Raw genomic sequence first — 18,098 nt, forward strand, 5'->3', positions numbered from 1 at the left:
AACTACACCAGCTCCGACCACTGCACAGGTAGAACGATCCTCCTGATGTCTTGCACAATCCTATTTCACAGTGCCGGATCGGGTTAACGGTCGAGGGCGGCGGCGAAACGGTCGAGGTGCTGCGCGACCGGGCCGACGGTGAGCATGCCGCTGCCCGCTCCGGCCAGTTCGCCTACCGCCGGTTGGAGGGCGGCGTGCGCCCGCCGCAACACCGTCCGATCCGCCAGCAGCAGGGCGGCCTGGCCGGTGAGGCACCAGAGCGCCTCGGCGAGCAGGTCGGGCGGCGGCTCCGGAGTCCGGCGCAGCGCTGCCCCGGCGGCGGACCGGCGGTCCCGGGCCAGCAGCAGCAGCGGCTCCGCCCACGGGGCGTACGGGCCCCAGTCGGTGTCGTCGTCGGCGACGTGCACCGGTCGACCGTGCCACACCCGCAGGCAGAGCAGGGCCAGCGGCAGGAGTCCCCGCTCGACCCCGGGCATGCCGCTGCCGGCGAGCCGGGTCGCCGCCATCCGGTAGGCAGCCTCGGCGTCCTGCGGCGGCACCCCGGTCGCGGCCAGCCGGAGCGCGCCGTACCACTGGGTGAAGACACCGGCCAGCGGTCGCTCGTGCCGCTCGGCGAGCAGGTCCACGGCGGCGGCGTGCCCGTCCGCCCCGGGAAAGTCCCCGAGCGCGCAGCGCGCCTGGAGCCGGACGAGGTGGCCGAGCAGTTCGAAGCTCGGCAGGCCGTGCCGGCCGGAGAGCGCGACGAGTTCCGCCCCGATCTCGTCGCGTACCGGGGCGAGGCCGGTGCGGTGGAAGGTCTGCAGGTACACGCCGTTCAGGGCGAAGGCCAGCAGGGCAGGGTCGGCCAGGTGGCGCGCGATCCGCTCCGCCTGCCGGGCGGCTTCCGGCCCGCGTGCCGCCCGGGTGCCCCGGGACTCCACCGCGATGGTGGCCAGCAGGCGGGCCCGGGTCGCCTGGGACGCGCCGGGGTGCAGCGCGGCCAGCGCACGCTCGGCCGCCGCCGCGATCCGGGCCGCCTGCGGCGGGTCGTCCGAGCGGGTCCAGATCGCGGGTACGTCGTAGCCGCCGATCACCCGGGCGGTGAGTTCCGGGTCGCCGAGCTGTTCGGCGGCGACGATGGCCGCGAGCCGCTGTTCGCGGGCGGCTTCGAGGCCCCCTCCCCCGGCCATCGCGAGACTCCGCAGCAGTCCGACCGTCGACTCCAGCCGGGCCCGGGCACCGGCGGCCACCGTGCGGTCGTAGGCCGCCGCGGCCTCGGTCCAGACCCGGTCCGCCGCGACCGGGCCGGCGTCCAGCGGCTCGGTCTGCCGGAGGATGTCGATCTCCAGGCGGCGCAGCCGTGGCCCCGGATCGACGCCGAGCTGCTCGACGAGCAGCCCGCGAGCCCGGCGCAGTACGGCCAGAGCCTCCCCCTGCCGCTCGGTGCGGTACAGGGCCAGGGCCAGCAGCCGCCACGCCTCCTCCCGCCAGGGATGCTCGGCCACGTGCGCGTCGAGCGCCGGTACCACCTCGGCGGCCCGCCCGAGCCCCAGCAGCGCCTCGGCACGCCGCTCGACCGCGTGCAGCCGGAGTTGTTCGAGCCGGGACCGCTCGGCGCGGGCCCACGGCTCGTCGTCGTACCCGGCGTAGGCGGGCCCCCGCCACCAGCCGAGGGCGCGGTCGAGGCCGTCGAGCGCCGCCCGGGGCGGTACCCCGGAGGTGCCGGTGACGGTCTCCTCGAACCGCCAGGCGTCGACGCTGTCCGCCGCCGCCCGGAGGGCGTACCCCGGTCCCTCGGTGACCAGCAGCCGGGCCGGCTCCCGGGCCGGCCGGGCCGGCTCCAGCGCGCGTCGCAGCGCCGCCACGAAGGTACGGACCGCGCCCACCGCGCCCGGCGGCGGTTCCGCCCACAGGTCGTCGACAAGCCGGCCGACCGGGACGACCCGGCCGCGCGCGACGACGAGCCGGGCCAGTACCGCGCGGTGTTTCGGCCCTTTCACGTCGATCGGCGCACCGGTCTCGTCCCAGACGGCGACCGGACCGAGAACTCCGAACCTGACCCGCACCGACCGATCCCCCATTCCGCGCCCGGGAGATCAACGTATCGTGCTCATCGCCTGCTCATCCCTGGTCGGCACGCTGGACGGGCCCGCTCGGGCGAAGACCGACCAGAAAAGGACAGCACCCATGACCACCTCCATCCCCGGTTTCGACTACCAGCGCGTTCCGGTGGACGCCGACGTGACGCTGAACGTGGCGGTGGGCGGCACCGGCAGCCCGGTCGTGCTGCTGCACGGCTTTCCGCAGACCCACCTGATGTGGCGGCACGTCGCCGTCGACCTGGCCGCCGAGTACACCGTGATCTGCCCCGACCTGCGCGGCTACGGTGCGAGCGACAAGCCCGCCGCCCGCGACGCCGGGACGTACGCCAAGCGGACCATGGCGGCCGACATCGTCACGCTGGCCCGCACGCTCGGCCACCAGCGGTTCGCCCTCGCCGGCCACGACCGGGGCGCCCTGGTCGCCGTCCGTGCCGGCCTCGACCACCCGGCGGCGATCTCGCACCTCGCCGTGCTCGACGTACTGCCGACGCTGGACATGTGGGAGGTGCTGCACGGTGTGGACGCGGCCGTCGCCTTCCATCTCTACCTGATGGCCCAGCCGCCCGGCCTGCCGGAGCAGATGATCTCCGCGAGCCCGGACGCCTTCTTCGGCCACTTCCTGGACGGGTGGGCGCGCGACCCGCAGGCGATCCCGCCGGACGTACGTGCCGAGTACCTGCGGGCCGCCCGCGCGGCGGTCCCCTCGATCGTCGCCGACTACCGCGCGTCCGCCGGTATCGACGTCGCGCACGACCGCGCCGACCGGGCCGCCGGGCGCCGCCTGGGCATGCCGGTCACGGTCGTCCAGCAGGACTGGGGCGCGGCGCTCGGCTACGACGCCGCCGCGCTGTGGCGGGCCTGGGCCCCGGATCTGGCACACCGGACGACCTCGGCCGGACACTTCATGGCCGAGGAGGCGCCAGCCGAGGTGAGCGAGGCCCTGCGCACTCTGCTCGCCCGGTAGCGCCGCACCGGGTGCCGGATGCGGTGCCGTCACGGTGGCCGGTGTGAGCTGACCGGGCTGGCGTAGCGCCGGGCAGGGTGCCGGACGCGGTGCTGTCACGGCGGCCGGTGGGAGCTGACCGGGCTGGTCGTAAACTCGCCCGGTGGCAGGTGGCGACGCGGTGGACCGGATGGTCGGCGAGTGGACGCGGCGGGACCCGGAGCTGGACGTCAGCCCGTTCGAGGTGGTCGGCCGGCTGCTGCTCTGTGCCGACCACTGCCACCGGGCGATCGCCTCGGTGCTCCGTACCCTCGGGCTGAGCTACGGCGACTTCGATGTGATCAATACACTGCGGCGGCGCGGCGACCCCCAGGGCACCAATCCCCGGGAGTTGGCCCGGTCGTCGCTGATCACCTCGGGTGCGATGACGTCCCGCCTGGACCGGCTGGAGCAGGCCGGCCTGATCGCCCGCAGCGCGGACCCGGCCGACCGGCGAGGCGTGCTGGTACGCCTCACCGGTCAGGGGGAAAGCCTTGCCGAACAGGCCGTCCGGGCCGTCCTGGAGGTGGACGAGGCGTTCCTGGAGCCGCTCGGCCGGCGGCAACGGGACACGGTCGCCGCCGCGCTGAAACAGCTCCTCGTCCGGTACGAGCCCGGCTGACCTTCCGCGCGACCGCCGGCCCCGACCCCGGCTCGGCCCCGGCTCGGTCAACCGGTGCTCGCGGGTCCGACGTTGCGGTCCGGCCAGATGGCGCCGCCGGGCAGATGGTGCCGCCGGCCAGATGCGGGGAGCGTCGCGCGGGGCGGCTACGCCGTACCCGCCTGGAACGCGGCCTTGAACGCCGCCGCCCCGTCGATGGACTCGAAGGGCCAACCGACCAGGGTCACCGGCACCCGGCCGTCGACGGCTGCCCGGACCTGGGCCGCCGTGGTCAGCGGGGCGCCGCCGCAGATCTCGACGAGTTCTGCGCCGCTGTCTACGAGTTCGACGGCGACCCGGGCGACGGCCTCGTCCGGCGCGCCGACGACGGCGGTCCAGCCGCCCGTGGCGTGCTTCCGCAGCACCCGGTCGGTGCCGGGATCCGCCTCCGGGCGCTCGTAGATCGTGGCGGAGCGGCTGATCCGGGTACCGGTGGCCGGACCAGTGCCGAGGTGGCCGGCGACCCCGACCGGCGCCCGTCCGCCGACCGCCTCGATCACCTGGGCCGCCGCCGTCAGGTCGAAGCCCCGGTACAACTCGATCAGCCGGACGCCGCCGTCCGCCAACTCGGCGGCGACACGGGCCGCCGCAGGTCCGTCCGGTGCCCAGACGAAGACGGCCCGCGAACCGCCGTTGTCGACCACCACGCGGTCCGCGTCGGGGTCCGCGCCCGGCTCCAGGAAGATGAACGTCTCGTCGAAGTTCCGGTCCTCGGTCATCTCCGACCCTCCAGATCGCTTGCCGTCGAATAACTTGATGCCAAGCTATATCGAGAACAAGCACCGGAGTCACCCGGGCATTCCGGGTACGAGGGAACGTGGCACCGCTCACCCGACGACGTCTACAGGGGACGGTCGACGTCCGGAGCGGGCACCGGGGGCGGTCAGCGACCGATGTCGGCGCCGTACACGTGGTCGACCGGCATCGTCATCAGCACCCGCCGGTCGGACACCATCACCGAGCGGTACTCGTCCCAGTCCGGGTGTTCCCCGGCGGCGGCACGGTAGTAGTCGACCAGCGCCTCGACCTCGGGACCGTACGGGTCGACGCCCGGCCCGGTCAGTCTCGCCACGCCCTCGGCAGTGGCCCACCGCAGACCGTCCGGACTGGTGACCTCGAGCGTGGCCCGGGGATCCCGACGCAGGTTCGCCGTCTTGGCACGTCCCTCGGTCATCGACACGTAGAGCAGGTCGGTCCGCAGGTCGTAGTAGGGCATGACCGGGGAGAGCTGCGGCCGGCCGTCCGACTTGATCGTCGCGAGGACGCCGAGTCGACTCGCCGCGAGCAGGGCACGCGGATCGAACGGCGAGACGGTCGGCGGCCCAGCGGTGGCATCGGTGGTCATGGCGGCATTCTCAACCTTCACACCGGTATGAAGGTCAAGCGGCCGGTGGGAACGCGAGATTCGGCGCGGCCCTGCATTCGAAAGCCACGAAACCCGGGGGGCCCGATGTGGCACCCGGGGAAGGCGAAGGAGTCCGACCAGACGTGGGCGCTCCTCTGGTCGAGGAACGCCCACGTGGTGTTTCGGTGACGCGGGTCAGGTCAGTCGTCGTCCTGGACGGTCAGCAGGCCGTAGGCGTCGCCCACCGACACCCCCTGAACGGCCTTCACCGCGACGACGTACACCCGGCCGTCCCCCGGCTGGGTGTTGCCGGTCACCGCGATCGGAATGGCGATGGTGGTGCTGCCGGGCGCGACGCTCACGACGGTGGCCGTGGCGACCTGGGTTACCGGGTCGACGACGAAGACGCGTACCTGTCCGGTGCCGCTGCCGGAGACCGTCGCCGGCACCTGGTAGGTGACGGTGCCGGAGTTGCCCTCCTGGACCGTCCGCTCGCCCAGGTCGACGCGGGGCAGCGACACCGCCTGCGGCGCCGGGGTGCCGGACCGCCAACCCCACGCGTCGATGAACCAGATCCTCGCCCAGCTCTCACCCGCACGCGGTATCAGCACCAGGGACGAGATCGCGTTGAGGTTCAGCCCGGCCGACCACGCGTTGGTCAACGGCATCCGCACCTCCTGCGCCCAGTCGTCCGACGTCTGGGTCGGTGCCGGGAACGGTTCGAGGGTGGTGGTGCCGAGGATGGCCTGCCGGCCCGCCGAGTCGGCGATGGCGACGTCGAACCGGGTACCCGGTGAACCGTACGGAACGGCGGCCCGCAACGCCACCGACTGCGCGTTGGACAGCGAGACCGGCGCGGGCGGCCGGAGCGTGACCGGGCTGCCCGGCGAGGTCCAGGGCACCTCGACCGCGTACCGGCCGGCCTCCGGGACCACCGGGGCGAACGGCACGAAGTGCGGCGAGTTCGAGTTGCCGCACCAGGCGGGGGTACTCGACCTGGCGACCTGCTCGCAGAGCCGGGCACCCGGGCCGCTGACCACGGTCGAGGCGTCCGGCACGAGCAGCCGGGTCCGGTTGCCGCCGACGGCGTGACTGAGCACCGTCGCCGGGTCCGTCGAGGGCGCCCGGAACCCCGATCCGTCGAGGAGCGGGCGTACCTGGTCGTTGCCCGCGACGAAGGTGGCCGCCGCGGCGGCGACATAGGTGGCGCCCACGTTCTGCTGCTGGACCGGGGTGAGCCGGGTCGGTGCGGCCGTCCGGCAGATCGGGTCGTGCGGGCTGGGATAGTCGTCCCAGGACTTCGCCACGGAGAGCCCGGGCGTCCACTCCGTGTTGAAGTAGTTGTGGTTGGCGCCGAGGGCGAACACGACGCCGTGCAGCGCGAAGCCCCGACCCACCCCACGGGTCGCGTCCGCGTACATCTGGCCCTGGAGGTCGGACAGGTCACCGTCGCAGCTCGGCAGGATGGTCACCGACGGTACGTCGGGGGCGGGATTGTGGCTGTAGATCGACGGGGCGATCAGGGCCAGGCCACGGATCTGCCAGCTTACCGTTCCCGGGGCACCGTCCTGGGCGGCCGGTGGCCGGGTGAGGCTGTCGACGGCGGCGCGGCTGACGCCCTCGCCACCGCGCGAGTGGCCGACGAGCAGCACGTTGGACATGTTCGGCACGGGGGCCGACCGGACCACGTCCGGGGCGCCGGGCCGGCCGCTGCCCGCCCAGTCCGCCCAGCGGCCCAGGTGCAGCCGGACCAGGGAGGAGCGGGCCTGTGCACCGGCGTCCTGCGGCGGCAGTCCGCTGCCGTCCTGCGCGTTGACGGCGTTCGCCGAGATGGAGACGGTGACGTACCCCTGCGAGGCGAGCACCTGCTGGATCCGCTCGTACCCCCGATGACTCGGCAGCGGGTTCCATCCCGAGGGGCAGGGCCAGACGGTGGTCGGCTCGGCGGTGCCCTGGTAGCAGGTGGGGTGCCGGCCGTGCAGGATCAGCACCAGCGGGCGTTGTCCGGAGGTGCCCTGGGGTGCCACGACGTAGCCGCGCATCTCCACCGGTACGGCGAAGCCCGGCAACTGCACGTCGGGCAGCGCGTACTCGCCGGAGAGCGTCGAGTACGGACCCGGCACGCCCGGGTCGACCGGGTTGGCCGGCAGTTGGGCCGCCGCTCGGGCCGGCGGGGCGGTGCCCCCGCGCGAAGCGGTCGAATCCACCGCGATGTCGAGGCGCCGACCTGCGGCGCGCACCTGTAGCCCGGTCAGGTCGCGCGCGGCGACGTCGTCGATGACAAGCTGGAAACCGCGCTGGTCAGCCGTTGTCCCGGGCCGGCCGAGCAGCCGTTCACCGGCACGGAACTCGACCGCCGCGTCGCCGGTCCGCACCGGCTGGTCCGGGTGCCAGCTGAGCACGAACCCGGACGGCGCCTCCGTCAGGTTCCAGCCGTCCGGCAACGAGGTACGGGCGACGACCGCCGCCCGACCGGTGCCGTCGGCGGGAGCCGCCCACGCGGCACCGCCGCCCCCCAAAGAAATCGCAACCGTTAGCGACGCGGCAAGCATCGCTCTGCCGACGTGCATAGACGTCCTCCCCCGTGGATATTCCGTTGTAGACGTGCCCGCCCCAGCCTGTCGGGAGCGCTCCCACGTCTGGTGCGTTCGTCATCCTAGAGCGCTTCGGGCACCGCGATCAATGCGATCCGGGTATGTCCGCCTACTTTGGACGGTCGGGAGCCTGCTTCGAGTGGTCAGCCGCGCGGCGCGTACGCCTCGACCGGTTGACTGGCCGGCGGTCGGCGGATGCCCAGGGTGCTCTGCGCGGGCAGCATCCCGGACGCGACGACCGCCCGGGTGACCGGGGCGACCAGTCCGGCCAGCCGCCCGGCCGCCGGACCCGACGCCCGCCACGGAGCTGCGGCCAGCTCGTCCGTCCGCCGTTCCAGCTCGTCGCGCAGCCGGTGTCCCGCCGGGGTGGCCAGGCCGGCCGCGTCGACGAGCCCGCGCCCGGCCAGCCGGTCCCGGGCGGCGCTCCACTCCTCGTCCGTCCAGCGGCGGCTGGCGAAGACCTCGACCGGCGCGGCTCCGACAGCGGCGAACGAGACCAGCGCCTCGGTCGGGTCGAGTCCGGCGGCGAGCAGGGCGGCGACGTGCCCGTCGCCACGGTGTTCGCGCAGCACGGTGGCGGCCTGCCAGAGCACCAGGTGCGGCGCCGCCGGCCAGGGCAGGTCGGCATTTGCGGCGGCGAGCGGGCGCCCGGCGAGGTCGGCCGCCTCGGCGGCCCGGCGGGCCAGTACGGCGGCCTCGGCCACCTCGGGCGAGTCGACCCGGTCGCCGAGCAGTGCCCGTAACGCCCGGTCCACTCCGGACAGACGCGCGTCGAGCACCTTGGCCGGGTCGGCGACCGACCAGACCGCCGGCACGTACTCGGCGACCATCCGAGGGCTGAAGCTGTAGTAGGTGGCGGTTACCAGTTCGGCTCCGGCCGCCCCGAGCGGGGCCGACCGCCAGGCGAAGTAACCCGACCAACGGTCCTCGGTCGGCAGACCCAGCGCAGCGGCCTCCTCGGTCAACTCCGGCGCGTAGTAGACCAGCGCGTGCAGCGGCTCGAACAGGTGCCACATCTGCCGGACCATCGTCGGTTCCATCCCAACCTCCCGGAAGCACGGTGAATCTTGTCATCGTCAAGTTAGCTCGACAGCAGTCAACTTGTCAACGACAAGATCTGTCGCCCGGCGGAAGTCGGACCCGGGCACCGGGCGGCGCGGCAGTCGGACCACGGGACGACCGGGCAGCCGGATCAACGGCCGGGTGGCCAGAACCGGGCGGCGGAGCAGTCGTACCACCGGGCGACAGGGCGGCCGGGTCACGGGACGGCGGGGCAATCGGATCACCGGCCGGGTGGCCACAACGCCGGACGGCCGGGGCCGGAAGGCGGGACGGCCGGGTGGTCGGGGCCCGGCCGTCCCGCCTTATCGGGTCAGGTCGCGGCGCAGGAGAGGGTCGGCGCGCTGTTGGTGCCGTTCCACGAGCCGAGGAAGCCGAAGGTCGCGCTCGCCCCGGCGGCGAGGTTGCCGTTGTAGCTGACGTTGCGGGCGGTCACGCCCGACCCGCTGCTGGTCACGGTCGCGCTCCACGCCTGGGTGACGCGCTGACCGTTGGCGAAGGTCCAGGTCACCGTCCACCCGCTGACCGCCGAGGCGCCGGCGGTCACTCGTACCTCGGCCTGGAAGCCGCCGGTCCACTGGCCGGTGATCGCGTACGTGGCGGTGCAGGCCCGGTTACCGCCGGGCGGCGTACCCGTGGGGGTCACCGGCGGCCTGGTGGTCGGCGTGACCGGCGGCGTGCTGGGTGTCCCGCCACGGAAGATGCTGGCCTCCCGGGCGGTCGCCCGGACACCGTTGGTCCCGTTGAAGATCCGCTGCCCCCAGGAGGTGAGCTGGTTCGGGTCGAAGCCGACCGACATGTCCAGGATCGGATCGGTGTTCCCGCTCCACGACCAGGCCAGGTAGCCGAGGTTGCGGGAGACCGCCTCGGCCAGCACCGTCTCGTGGTCCACGTCGCTGGAGTTGGTCCGCCAGCCGAACTCGCCGATGACCAGCGGCCAGCCGTTGGTCTGGAAGCGGTTGAGGTAGTCGGTGATGCTGGCGGCGGTGTTGAACACGGCGTACATGTGGATCGACAGGACGGTGTTCCGCTGGTTGTCGGCGTTCAGGATCGTCTGGGCGTTGTCCCGCATGACGTACTGCCAGTCCTGACCCCAGTTCGGCGCGTCGACCATCAGCAGGTGCTGGAAGCCGTTGCTGCGCATCCTGGCGATCGCCGCGGTGGTGGCCGCCGTCCACTGGCCGGCGTTGGTGTTGCCGATCGGCTCGTTGCCGATGTTGATGACGACGTAGTTCTCCTGGCCGACCAGGGCGCTCTTCTGGCTGATCCAGTAGTTGACCGCCTCGTCGAGGCTGGCCGCCGCCGCATCCTCGCCGTACCCGGTGGTGTCGTGCACCTCGAGTACGCAGATCAGCCGGTTCTGCTTGCAGAGCGAGATCACGTTGCCGACGTCGGTGGACGGACCCCACCGCTTGCCACTGCCCAGTACCACGCGGACGGTGTTGGCGCCGAGAGCCTTGATGTTGGCGAACGAACTGGTCTGGTTGGTGAACCAGACGTGCGGATGGTTGACTCCGCGCATCACGAACGTCTGGCCGTTGGCCTCGACGATGTTGCGGCCACTGATGTGCAGGCCCACGGCCGCGTCCGCCGGTCGGGCGAACAACAGCACGGAACTGGCGACCGCGAGCGTGACGGCGACGAAGGCAGCGAGTCGTCTTCTCATGACCTACCTCGGGAGAAGGGCCCCGGTCTCGGGGCATAACGGGCTGGCCACGGCATGGGCCCCCGACGATCGCTGCCCGGCTCTCGGGGGGTGGGATGGGCACAGTCCGTTGGCACGTTACGAGTGCGAGTCCGGCTCGTGCAGGCACGGTACGCTCCGCCGCACCCCCAGCGCAATTCACACACGTCGATGGTGAGCGGCGGCGGGGTCGGCGACGACGGCCGGGGGCCTGCGCCGCCGGACCGCACGGGCTCGACGGCCAGCCCGACGACGGCGATCGGGGCGACGACCAGCTCACCCGGTGCATCCAGCCTGCGGTGTTGGCGACCCGGCCGTACTGGACGTCCAGCAGTTGCTCGCGGAACCGTACTACGCGCCGGGTACCAGCACCGCCGTGGCGATCAGGCCGGCCGCGACGACGAACCGGCCGGAGAACGCGGCCACCGGCCGCCCGGCGACCGTCGGGCCCGGCACCAGCAGGTACGCCTCGAAGGTGCCGGCCGGGTCGAAGACGACCTCCACCTCGTCGAAGTCGAGCCACCGGCCGGTCAACGGCGACCACGCCTTGTAGACCGACTCCTTCGCACTGAACAGCAGCCGGTCCCAGTGCACGCCGGGATGCGTGTCCCCGAGATCGCGCAGGCCGGTACGCTCCGCCGGCCGGCTCACCACGTCCAGTACGCCGTCAGGCAGCCGGTCGTGCGGCTCCGCGTCGATGCCGATCGCCGCCACATCACGGCGGTACGCGAGGACGGCGGCCCGGTAGCCGTCGCAGTGCGTCATGCTCCCCACCAGCCCGTCCGGCCAGCTCGGCGCGCCGGACGGGCCGCGCGGTATCGCGACGGGCGGCATCCCGAGCGTCGCGAGGGCCCGACGGGCGCAGTGCCGCACCGTGGCGAACTCCCGCCGACGTCGGTCGACGGCGTCCGCGACGTACGCCTCCTCGGCCGGGAAGAGGGTCGCCGCACCGACGTCGCCGAACTCCTCGGCCCTCGCCACGAACTCCGGTACGACACTGCCGATCAACGCCACCCGACCAGTGTCCCGGTTGCCGGTGCCGACGGCAGCCCCGGCCGGGGACGACCGAGGACGGATCAGGACCGGGTCGGCACCTGGGCGCACTCGGAGACGTGGGCACTGACGATCCGCCAGCCGGCCGGCAGGCGTACCCAGGTCTGGGTCTGCCGGCCGGTGGCGGCGCCGTCGGGATAGTCGAAGAAGGTGTTGACCACCGCCGTGTCGGTGCCGAAGGTGGTGATCAGCGTGCCGTGCAGCCGGCGGCCGAGGGGCAGCGGCGGCTGCGCCGAACGCCACCGCCGCTGCTCCTCGATCCCGATCTGGTGGTCGGCGATGCCGAACCGGACCGTCCGGGTCGACGCCCAGAAGTATCCGACGATCGCGTCCACGTTCCCGGCCACCAGCGCCGCCTCGTAGCCGGCGAACTCGGCCGCGACCTCGGCGACCACCTCGGGCCGGTCAACGTCCACCGGTGCCGGCCTCCGCCCCTGCCGTCGCCGAATCCTCCGCCTCGTCCGGCCGCCCGGCCGGAGCCGCCGACCCGGCCTGGGTAGTTGGCCCGGCCTGTGAGGTTGGCGCGGCCGGAGCGGCCTGTTCGGCCGGGGTGGGCGGTGGGGTGGACGGCGCGGCGGCCGGGGCGCCGTGCCGGCGGTCCAACTCCAGTTCCTCGGCGTCCGGTTCCCGGGGCGGGACCTTCGCCAGCGCGAACAGCCCGCAGACCACCGCGACGAAGAGATAGCCGAGCGCGACCTGCCCGTTGGCGTTCCACTCGATCCGTTCACCATGGATGAGCCCGACGAAGGAGAGCAGCGCGCCGACCGCCGAGAAGACGGCCGCCCGGACGAACCGCTTGTCGATGACGAAGACCACCACCGCACCGAGTACCAGACCGGCCAGGATCGCGCCCTGGCCGAGTACCAGCAGCCCGTCGTAGACGACCCCGGCACCGGCCAGCGCCGTGTCACCGACCTCGGCCGCCGTCGTACCGGCGGCGGCGAGCGCGTTGTCCATCTGGCCGGTCGCCCAGGCGGCGATGTTGGGGATCAGCGCGGCGACCACCGCGGCGGCGTGCACCCGGGGCGTGGCCTGGAACGCCTGCGCGCCGATCAGCAGCCCGATGTACAGCAGGATCGGTACGATCGCGGCGGTCGGGAAGATCGTCGCGAGCAGGCCGAACATGCCGAGGAAGCAGAGTACGGCGATGACCACGCCGGTCGCCATCGAGTAGCCACTCCGGCCACCGGCCGCCTTCCACCCGGGATGCCCCACGTAGACGGCCGGCGGGAACGGCGAGCCGAGCGCCGAACCGATCACCGCACCGGCCCCGTCCGCCAGCAGTACGCTGCGCAGGTTGTAACTGTCCCCGGCGGTCGCCGCGCTCTCCACGTTGGTCATGCCCTCGGTGAAGTTGTAGACGCCGAGCGGGATCGCGGTGGCGAGCAGCGGGGCCATCTCGGCGAGCCCGTCGAAGAGCAGCCCGAACTGCAACGACGGCAGCCCGAGCGCGATGTCCCCGGCCGCCGCCGAGACGTCGGGCACCGACATCGCGCCGCCGATCCAGCCGATCGCCGTACCGAGGAGCAGGGCGACCAGCCCGATCGGCAGGTTGCCGGGCAGGCGTACGTCGGTGAGCAGTCCGATCAGCAGCAACGCGAAGACCGGCAGGGCGATCCAGGCGGTCCGCCACATCTGCCCGGCCGGGTTCATCGAGATGAACGTGATGGAGATCCCGGCGAGGGTGCCGAGCAGCGCCGCCCGGGGTGCGTACCGCCGGATGTAGGGGCCGACGAACGCCCCGAGCAGCACGATGACGCCGATGATGAACGCCCAGGCCACGCCGGCCTGCCAGGCCTGCCTCGGATCCTCGGTACGCAGGTAGATCGGCAGCATGATCACGAAGATCACGATGAACATGTGCGGCACGCTCGGCCCGTACGGCAGCGCGGTGACGTCGGTCCGGTTCTCCCGGCGGGCCAGCCGGCGGGCCAGCACCGTGTAGTAGATGTTGCCGGCGACCAGGGCGATGCCCAGGGCCGGCAGGATGGTGCCGAAGACGTCCCCGGAGGAGAGCTGGACGACGCCGAGGCAGAGTGCGGTCAGGGTCAGCACGTTGACCAGGACGTTGACGCCGAACCCGAAGAAGGCGTTGGTGTCGCCGCGTACCCACAGCGGCAGGTTCACGGTGGCATGCTCGGTGTTCTTCACCATGGCGGTACTCCTCGCGCTCAGCAGGGTTGCGGCACGGACGGGGCCGGCGGGCCGGCGGGTACCCCGGGCGAGCCCGCGGTGGTGATGGTCGGCGCCGTCGTCGGTTCGGACGACTCCGTCGTCGGCGGGGCCGGGGCGGCCCACGCGGTGCGCAGCGCGGCGATCAGGGCGGCCGAGTCGGCGACCCAGCCGAAGATGCCGCCCTGGGCGGCGATCATGTCGAGCCCGACCCGCTGGAACTCGGGAAAGTAGGAGCCGACGCAGTCGGCCAGTACCAGGCACTCGTAGCCCCGGTCGTTCGCCTCCCGCACCGTGGTGTGCACGCACACCTCCGTGGTCACGCCGGTGACCAGCAGACTGGTGATGCCACGGTCGGCGAGCAGGGTGTCGAGCCCGGTGGCGTAGAAGGCGCCCTTGCCGGGCTTGTCGACCACCGGCTCGCCGTCGATTGGGGCCAACTCGTCGACGATGTCGTGGCCGTACTCGCCCCGGATCAGGATCCGGCCGTTCGGCCCGGGGTCGCCGATCCGCCGGCTCGGGGCGCCCCGCGCCCGCTTCGCCGGTGGGCAGTCGGAGAGGTCCGGCAGGTGCCCCTCCCGGGTGTGTACCACCGGCAACCCCGTCTCGCGCGCCGCCGTCAGCAGTGCCGCCAGTGGGTCGATGGTCCGGCGCAGCTCGGCGACGTCGTTGCCGAGGCTCTCGCCGAACCCGCCGGGTTCGAGGAAGTCGCGCTGCATGTCGATGACCAGCAGCGCGGTCGTGGACAGCTCGAAGGTGTACGGATGGGGACGCGCGTCGACGGTCGGCATGGGTCGTCCTCAGGGAGTGAAGGGGATCCGCCGGAAGGATCGGGTGCGCCCGGCAGCCGGTATCGACCGGTCGGGACGTCGCGGGTTCAGTCGTCGGTGATCGCGGCGAGTACGTCGTCGGAACTGGCGACGCAGCCGAACACCCCGCCCTGCATGGTGACCATGTGCAGGGCGGCGGCGTGGTTGTCCGGGTCGGTCGCGCCGGTGCAGTCGGAGAGGATCAGGCACTCGTAGCCCCGGTCGTTCGCCTCCCGCATCGTCGTGTGTACGCAGACGTCGGTGGTGATCCCGGTCAGGATCAGGTGGGTGATGCCCCGGGTACGCAGCACCAGGTCCAGGTTGGTGGCGTAGAAGGCACCCTTGCCGGGCTTGTCCACCACCACCTCGCCGGCCGCCGGGGCCACCTCGGGCACGATCTCCCAGCCGGGCTCACCCCGGACCAGGATCCGGCCGCAGGGGCCGGCCGCGCCGATCTCGGCACCGATCCGGGCCGACCGCCAGCGCTTGTTGGCCGGCAGGTCGGACAGGTCCGGGTCGTGCCCCTCCCGGGTGTGCACCACCAGGAGGCCGATCTCCCGGGCCCGGGCCAGCAGCCGGGCGGTGGCCGGCAGACCGGCCCGGGTCAGCCCGATGTCGTAGCCCATGCTGTCGACGTAGCCACCGGGGCCGCAGAAGTCGACCTGCCAGTCGATGCAGAGCAACGCGGTACGCTCGGCGGGCGCCGAACCGTCGTACGGCCAGAGGTAGGGGTCGGCTTTGACAGGGCCGATGCGGGGCATGGGGGCTGCTCCCTTCGGGCGGACGTGGTCAACCGGTACGCGCGGCCTGCCGGTAGGCGCGCCAGCCACCGGCGGCGGTGATGTCCTCGGCCGCCGCGACCTCGGCCGCGTACGCCTCGGCGAGGAACCCGAGCACCTCCCGGCCGTCGTGCAGGCGCAGCCAGCCGAACGAGAGTGGTGCGGGTATCCCGGTCAGCAGCCCACCGATCGTGTCGACCGGCAGCCGCCACAGTTCGATCTCGATGGCCGCACCCCGGTCCGCGCCGACCCTGACCAGGCTCGGCAGCCCGATCCCGTCGTCGGAGGGCAACCGGTACAGCCGGTAGAGCGGCGCGGTCCGGCCGATTCCGGCGAGGGTCGCGCCTCGCTCGACGAGTTCGGCGTTGCGGGACTCGCCGCGCAGGTGGCGCCCGACGACCGCGAGCAGCACCCGCCCGTCGCCGTCCGGGTCGCCGTCCGGGACAAGGTCACCGTCCGGGACAAGGTCGCCGCCCGGAACGAGGTCACCGCCCGGAACGAGGTCACCGCCCGGCGGCGTCGGCGCCGCACCGGCGGGCCCGACGTGCTCGCCGGTCAGTGCGGCGGCGAGCCGGACCAGGGTGGTGTCGCCGAACGCCGGCCCGACCAGGGTCAGGCTCGCCGGCCGGCCCGACTCGGTGAACCCGTTCGGTACGGTCACCGCCGCCAGGTCGAGCAGGTTGGCGAACTGGGTGTACCGGCCGAGCACGGTGTTCCGGCCGATCGGATCCTCCTCGATCTCGGCGAGCGTGAAGGTGGTGCCGATCGTCGGCACGACCAGTACGTCGATCCGCCGCCACAACCGCTCCGCCCAGGCACGCAGCTCCTGGAGCCGGTGCCGGGCCCGGAACACGTCAGCGGCGGTGTACTCGCGCCCGCCCTCCAGCACCTTCCGGGTCACCGGCAGCACGGCGTCCGGCCGGCGGCGGAGGAAGTCGTCCAGGTCGGCCAGCCGCTCCGCCACCCACGGTCCCTGGTAGAGCAGGTCACCGGCCTCGAACAGGGGTTGCAGACCGACGGGCTCGGTCGCGTCGACCAGCCCGGCGAGACGCTCCTGCCCGGCGGCGAACCGGTCGCGCTGGCCGAGGTCCCCGAAGAAGTCCAGATCCTCCGTCCGGGGTACGCCCAGTCGCAGTGTCGACGGTGCCCGACCGACGGTCCGCTCGACCGGTAGTGCGCGGCTCCAGGGGTCGTCCGGGTGCACCGCAGCGGCGACCTGGAACACCGTCGCCGCGTCGTCGACGGTGCGGGTGAAGATCGAGACACAGTCGAGGGAGCGGCAGGCGGGCACCACGCCGGCCACGCTGAGCAGTCCCCGGGTCGGCTTCAGGCCGACGATCCCGTTGTAGGCCGCCGGTACCCGACCGGAGCCGGCGGTGTCGGTACCCAGCGCGAACGACACCAGACCGGCGGCCACCGCCACCGCCGACCCGGAGCTGGACCCGCCCGCGACCAGGCCGCCGCCGAAGACGCTCTCGACGGCACCGTACGGCGAGCGGGCGCCGGTCAGTCCGGTGGCGAACTGGTCGAGATTGGTCTTGCCGACCAGCATCGCTCCGGCGTCGAGCAGCCGGGACACCACCGGAGCCGTCCGCTCCGGCAGGTACGCGAACTCCGGGCAGCCCGCGGTGGTCGGCAGTCCGGCGAAGTCGATGTTGTCCTTGACCGCGAACGGCACCCCGTAGAGCGGCAGCGCGGCCAGCTCGGTCCGGCGCCGGTGCAGCTCGGCGGCCCGGGCCCGGAGGTGCTCGGCCGGAACGGTGCTGATCCAGACCGCGTCCCCGGCCCGCCCGGCGAGCCCGGCGAGGACCTGATCGGCCACCTCCACCGTGGTCAGCTCCCCGGTCGAGTATCCGGTCCGGAGGGCCGAGGCGGTGCCGATCGACGCTGGCATACAAACGATTGTCGACCGTTCTGTTTCGACCGATCGCCAGCAAGGTAACGACGATGTGTCACGGGGTCAGCGCCGGCAGGCGGCAGCCGCCCCGGCGGTGACCCCGCCGAGGGTACGCAGCAGCCGGTCGGGGTGGTCGGTCAGCCGAGATAGGACCGCGCGCCGTGCGAGGCGAGTACCGCGATCACCGCGTCCGGGTCGCCCTCCGCGACCGCCGCCAGCAGCCGCTCGTGCCGGTGCAGACCGTCGCCGGGCTGCGCCACCTCCGCCTCCCGGCGCAGGTTCAACGCCATGTAGAGCTGCGACTTCAGCAGGATCGCCTCGTAGACGGCGGAGAGCTGCCGGTTGCCGGCCAGGGCCACCAACTCGACGTGGAAGGCACGGTGCGCCTCGGCGACCCCGAGCCGGTCGCCGGCCTCGATCGCCTCCCGCATCCCGCCCAGCGCCGCCCGGAGCCCGGCCAGCTCAGCAGACGACCGGACCGGCAGGGCGGTGCGCACGGCGTGGTGCTCCAGCACGTCGCGTACCGCGTACAGCTCCTGGACGTCCCGGTCGGAGAGCGTCGCCACCCGGGCACCGCGCCGGGGTACGTGCTCGACCAGTCCCTGCTGGGCCAGCAGCCGCAACGCCTCCCGCAGCGGGGCACGGCTGATGCCCAGCCGCCGGGTGAGCTGCTCCTCGACCAACCGCTCCCCCGGCTGCGTCTTGCCGCTCAGGATTTCGCGGCGCAGCCGGTGCACGGCGAGTTCGACCAGACTGGCGCTCTCCAACTCGCCGTCCGTCGCCGGTCCGGCACCTCTCTGGTACGGCGAACCCGGCCCGCGTTGCCCGTACAGGCCACGAACGGCATCATCGCCGAGACTGACGGTCCGCTCGGTTGGCTCGGTCACGCCGATGAGTGTGCCATCTGTCCCGTCGAAGACGCCGCTGGCCGGGTCCCCTGTGGTGGGGACCCGGCCAGCGTCAGCCGTTCTGTTTAGCTGTT

General features: G+C 73.0%; 15 protein-coding genes. 2 read left to right on the forward strand and 13 right to left on the reverse strand.

From position 1 onward, the window contains the following. Positions 1-83: 83 nt before the first annotated feature. Positions 84-2,045 carry an AfsR/SARP family transcriptional regulator gene (locus Pen02_RS40375; protein WP_203871503.1) on the reverse strand — a complete coding sequence of 654 codons (1,962 nt, stop codon included), beginning with the start codon at positions 2,043-2,045 and terminating at the stop codon, positions 84-86. A 121-nt stretch (positions 2,046-2,166) separates the two neighbouring features. Between Pen02_RS40375 and Pen02_RS40380 the strand changes: the two genes are divergently transcribed. After that, the gene (locus Pen02_RS40380; protein ID WP_203871504.1) at positions 2,167-3,045 is read left to right on the forward strand and encodes an alpha/beta fold hydrolase; all 879 of its coding nucleotides are present in this window, start codon (positions 2,167-2,169) and stop codon (positions 3,043-3,045) included. Positions 3,046-3,187: 142 nt separating this feature from the next. After that, on the forward strand, positions 3,188-3,685 hold the full coding sequence (locus tag Pen02_RS40385; protein WP_203871505.1) for a MarR family winged helix-turn-helix transcriptional regulator: 498 nt from the start codon (positions 3,188-3,190) through the stop codon (positions 3,683-3,685). Between the two features lie 146 nt (positions 3,686-3,831). Here Pen02_RS40385 and Pen02_RS40390 read toward each other — a convergent pair whose 3' ends face one another. From Pen02_RS40390 to Pen02_RS40445, 12 genes are all read right to left on the reverse strand, one after another. Continuing rightward, positions 3,832-4,443 carry a DUF6506 family protein gene (locus Pen02_RS40390; protein WP_203871506.1) on the reverse strand — a complete coding sequence of 204 codons (612 nt, stop codon included), beginning with the start codon at positions 4,441-4,443 and terminating at the stop codon, positions 3,832-3,834. A 164-nt stretch (positions 4,444-4,607) separates the two neighbouring features. Beyond that, complete coding sequence (locus Pen02_RS40395) at positions 4,608-5,069, reverse strand: PPOX class F420-dependent oxidoreductase (RefSeq protein ID WP_203871507.1); 462 nt, start codon at positions 5,067-5,069, stop codon at positions 4,608-4,610. 200 nt (positions 5,070-5,269) lie between these two features. Further along, on the reverse strand, positions 5,270-7,588 hold the full coding sequence (locus tag Pen02_RS40400) for an alpha/beta hydrolase (protein WP_203871508.1): 2,319 nt from the start codon (positions 7,586-7,588) through the stop codon (positions 5,270-5,272). A 218-nt stretch (positions 7,589-7,806) separates the two neighbouring features. Continuing rightward, positions 7,807-8,703 (reverse strand): SCO6745 family protein, encoded by an 897-nt coding sequence (locus Pen02_RS40405; protein ID WP_203871509.1) that lies wholly within the window; start codon positions 8,701-8,703, stop codon positions 7,807-7,809. Between the two features lie 332 nt (positions 8,704-9,035). Further along, on the reverse strand, positions 9,036-10,388 hold the full coding sequence (locus tag Pen02_RS40410) for a cellulase family glycosylhydrolase (protein ID WP_203871510.1): 1,353 nt from the start codon (positions 10,386-10,388) through the stop codon (positions 9,036-9,038). Positions 10,389-10,757: 369 nt separating this feature from the next. After that, the gene (locus tag Pen02_RS40415; protein WP_275413673.1) at positions 10,758-11,420 is read right to left on the reverse strand and encodes a 4'-phosphopantetheinyl transferase family protein; all 663 of its coding nucleotides are present in this window, start codon (positions 11,418-11,420) and stop codon (positions 10,758-10,760) included. A gap of 62 nt (positions 11,421-11,482) precedes the next feature. Beyond that, positions 11,483-11,875: an AtzH-like domain-containing protein gene (locus Pen02_RS40420; protein ID WP_203871511.1), complete on the reverse strand. Its 393-nt coding sequence runs from the start codon at positions 11,873-11,875 to the stop codon at positions 11,483-11,485. Beyond that, positions 11,865-13,613 (reverse strand): SulP family inorganic anion transporter, encoded by a 1,749-nt coding sequence (locus tag Pen02_RS40425; protein WP_239142014.1) that lies wholly within the window; start codon positions 13,611-13,613, stop codon positions 11,865-11,867. Before Pen02_RS40425 ends, Pen02_RS40420 begins: the two co-directional genes overlap by 11 nt. A gap of 17 nt (positions 13,614-13,630) precedes the next feature. Next, positions 13,631-14,422 (reverse strand): cysteine hydrolase family protein, encoded by a 792-nt coding sequence (locus Pen02_RS40430; RefSeq protein ID WP_203871512.1) that lies wholly within the window; start codon positions 14,420-14,422, stop codon positions 13,631-13,633. An 86-nt stretch (positions 14,423-14,508) separates the two neighbouring features. Continuing rightward, positions 14,509-15,201 carry a biuret amidohydrolase gene (gene biuH, locus Pen02_RS40435; RefSeq protein ID WP_203871513.1) on the reverse strand — a complete coding sequence of 231 codons (693 nt, stop codon included), beginning with the start codon at positions 15,199-15,201 and terminating at the stop codon, positions 14,509-14,511. Positions 15,202-15,229: 28 nt separating this feature from the next. Continuing rightward, positions 15,230-17,113, reverse strand: a complete 1,884-nt coding sequence (atzF, locus tag Pen02_RS40440; protein ID WP_203871514.1) for an allophanate hydrolase — start codon at positions 17,111-17,113, stop codon at positions 15,230-15,232. A gap of 140 nt (positions 17,114-17,253) precedes the next feature. Then, the gene (locus Pen02_RS40445; protein ID WP_239142015.1) at positions 17,254-18,003 is read right to left on the reverse strand and encodes a GntR family transcriptional regulator; all 750 of its coding nucleotides are present in this window, start codon (positions 18,001-18,003) and stop codon (positions 17,254-17,256) included. Positions 18,004-18,098 lie beyond the last annotated feature (95 nt).

This window comes from Plantactinospora endophytica (assembly GCF_016862915.1).
GTDB lineage: Bacteria > Actinomycetota > Actinomycetes > Mycobacteriales > Micromonosporaceae > Plantactinospora > Plantactinospora endophytica.

Coding starts and splice junctions, on each gene's coding strand:
- Pen02_RS40430 (WP_203871512.1), bottom strand. CDS start 14,422: ATGCCGACCGTCGACGCGCGTCCCCATCCGTACACCTTCGAGCTGTCC.
- Pen02_RS40410 (WP_203871510.1), bottom strand. CDS start 10,388: ATGAGAAGACGACTCGCTGCCTTCGTCGCCGTCACGCTCGCGGTCGCC.
- Pen02_RS40395 (WP_203871507.1), bottom strand. CDS start 5,069: ATGACCACCGATGCCACCGCTGGGCCGCCGACCGTCTCGCCGTTCGAT.
- biuH (WP_203871513.1), bottom strand. CDS start 15,201: ATGCCCCGCATCGGCCCTGTCAAAGCCGACCCCTACCTCTGGCCGTAC.
- Pen02_RS40405 (WP_203871509.1), bottom strand. CDS start 8,703: ATGGAACCGACGATGGTCCGGCAGATGTGGCACCTGTTCGAGCCGCTG.
- Pen02_RS40380 (WP_203871504.1), top strand. CDS start 2,167: ATGACCACCTCCATCCCCGGTTTCGACTACCAGCGCGTTCCGGTGGAC.
- Pen02_RS40390 (WP_203871506.1), bottom strand. CDS start 4,443: ATGACCGAGGACCGGAACTTCGACGAGACGTTCATCTTCCTGGAGCCG.
- Pen02_RS40425 (WP_239142014.1), bottom strand. CDS start 13,613: ATGGTGAAGAACACCGAGCATGCCACCGTGAACCTGCCGCTGTGGGTA.
- atzF (WP_203871514.1), bottom strand. CDS start 17,113: ATGCCAGCGTCGATCGGCACCGCCTCGGCCCTCCGGACCGGATACTCG.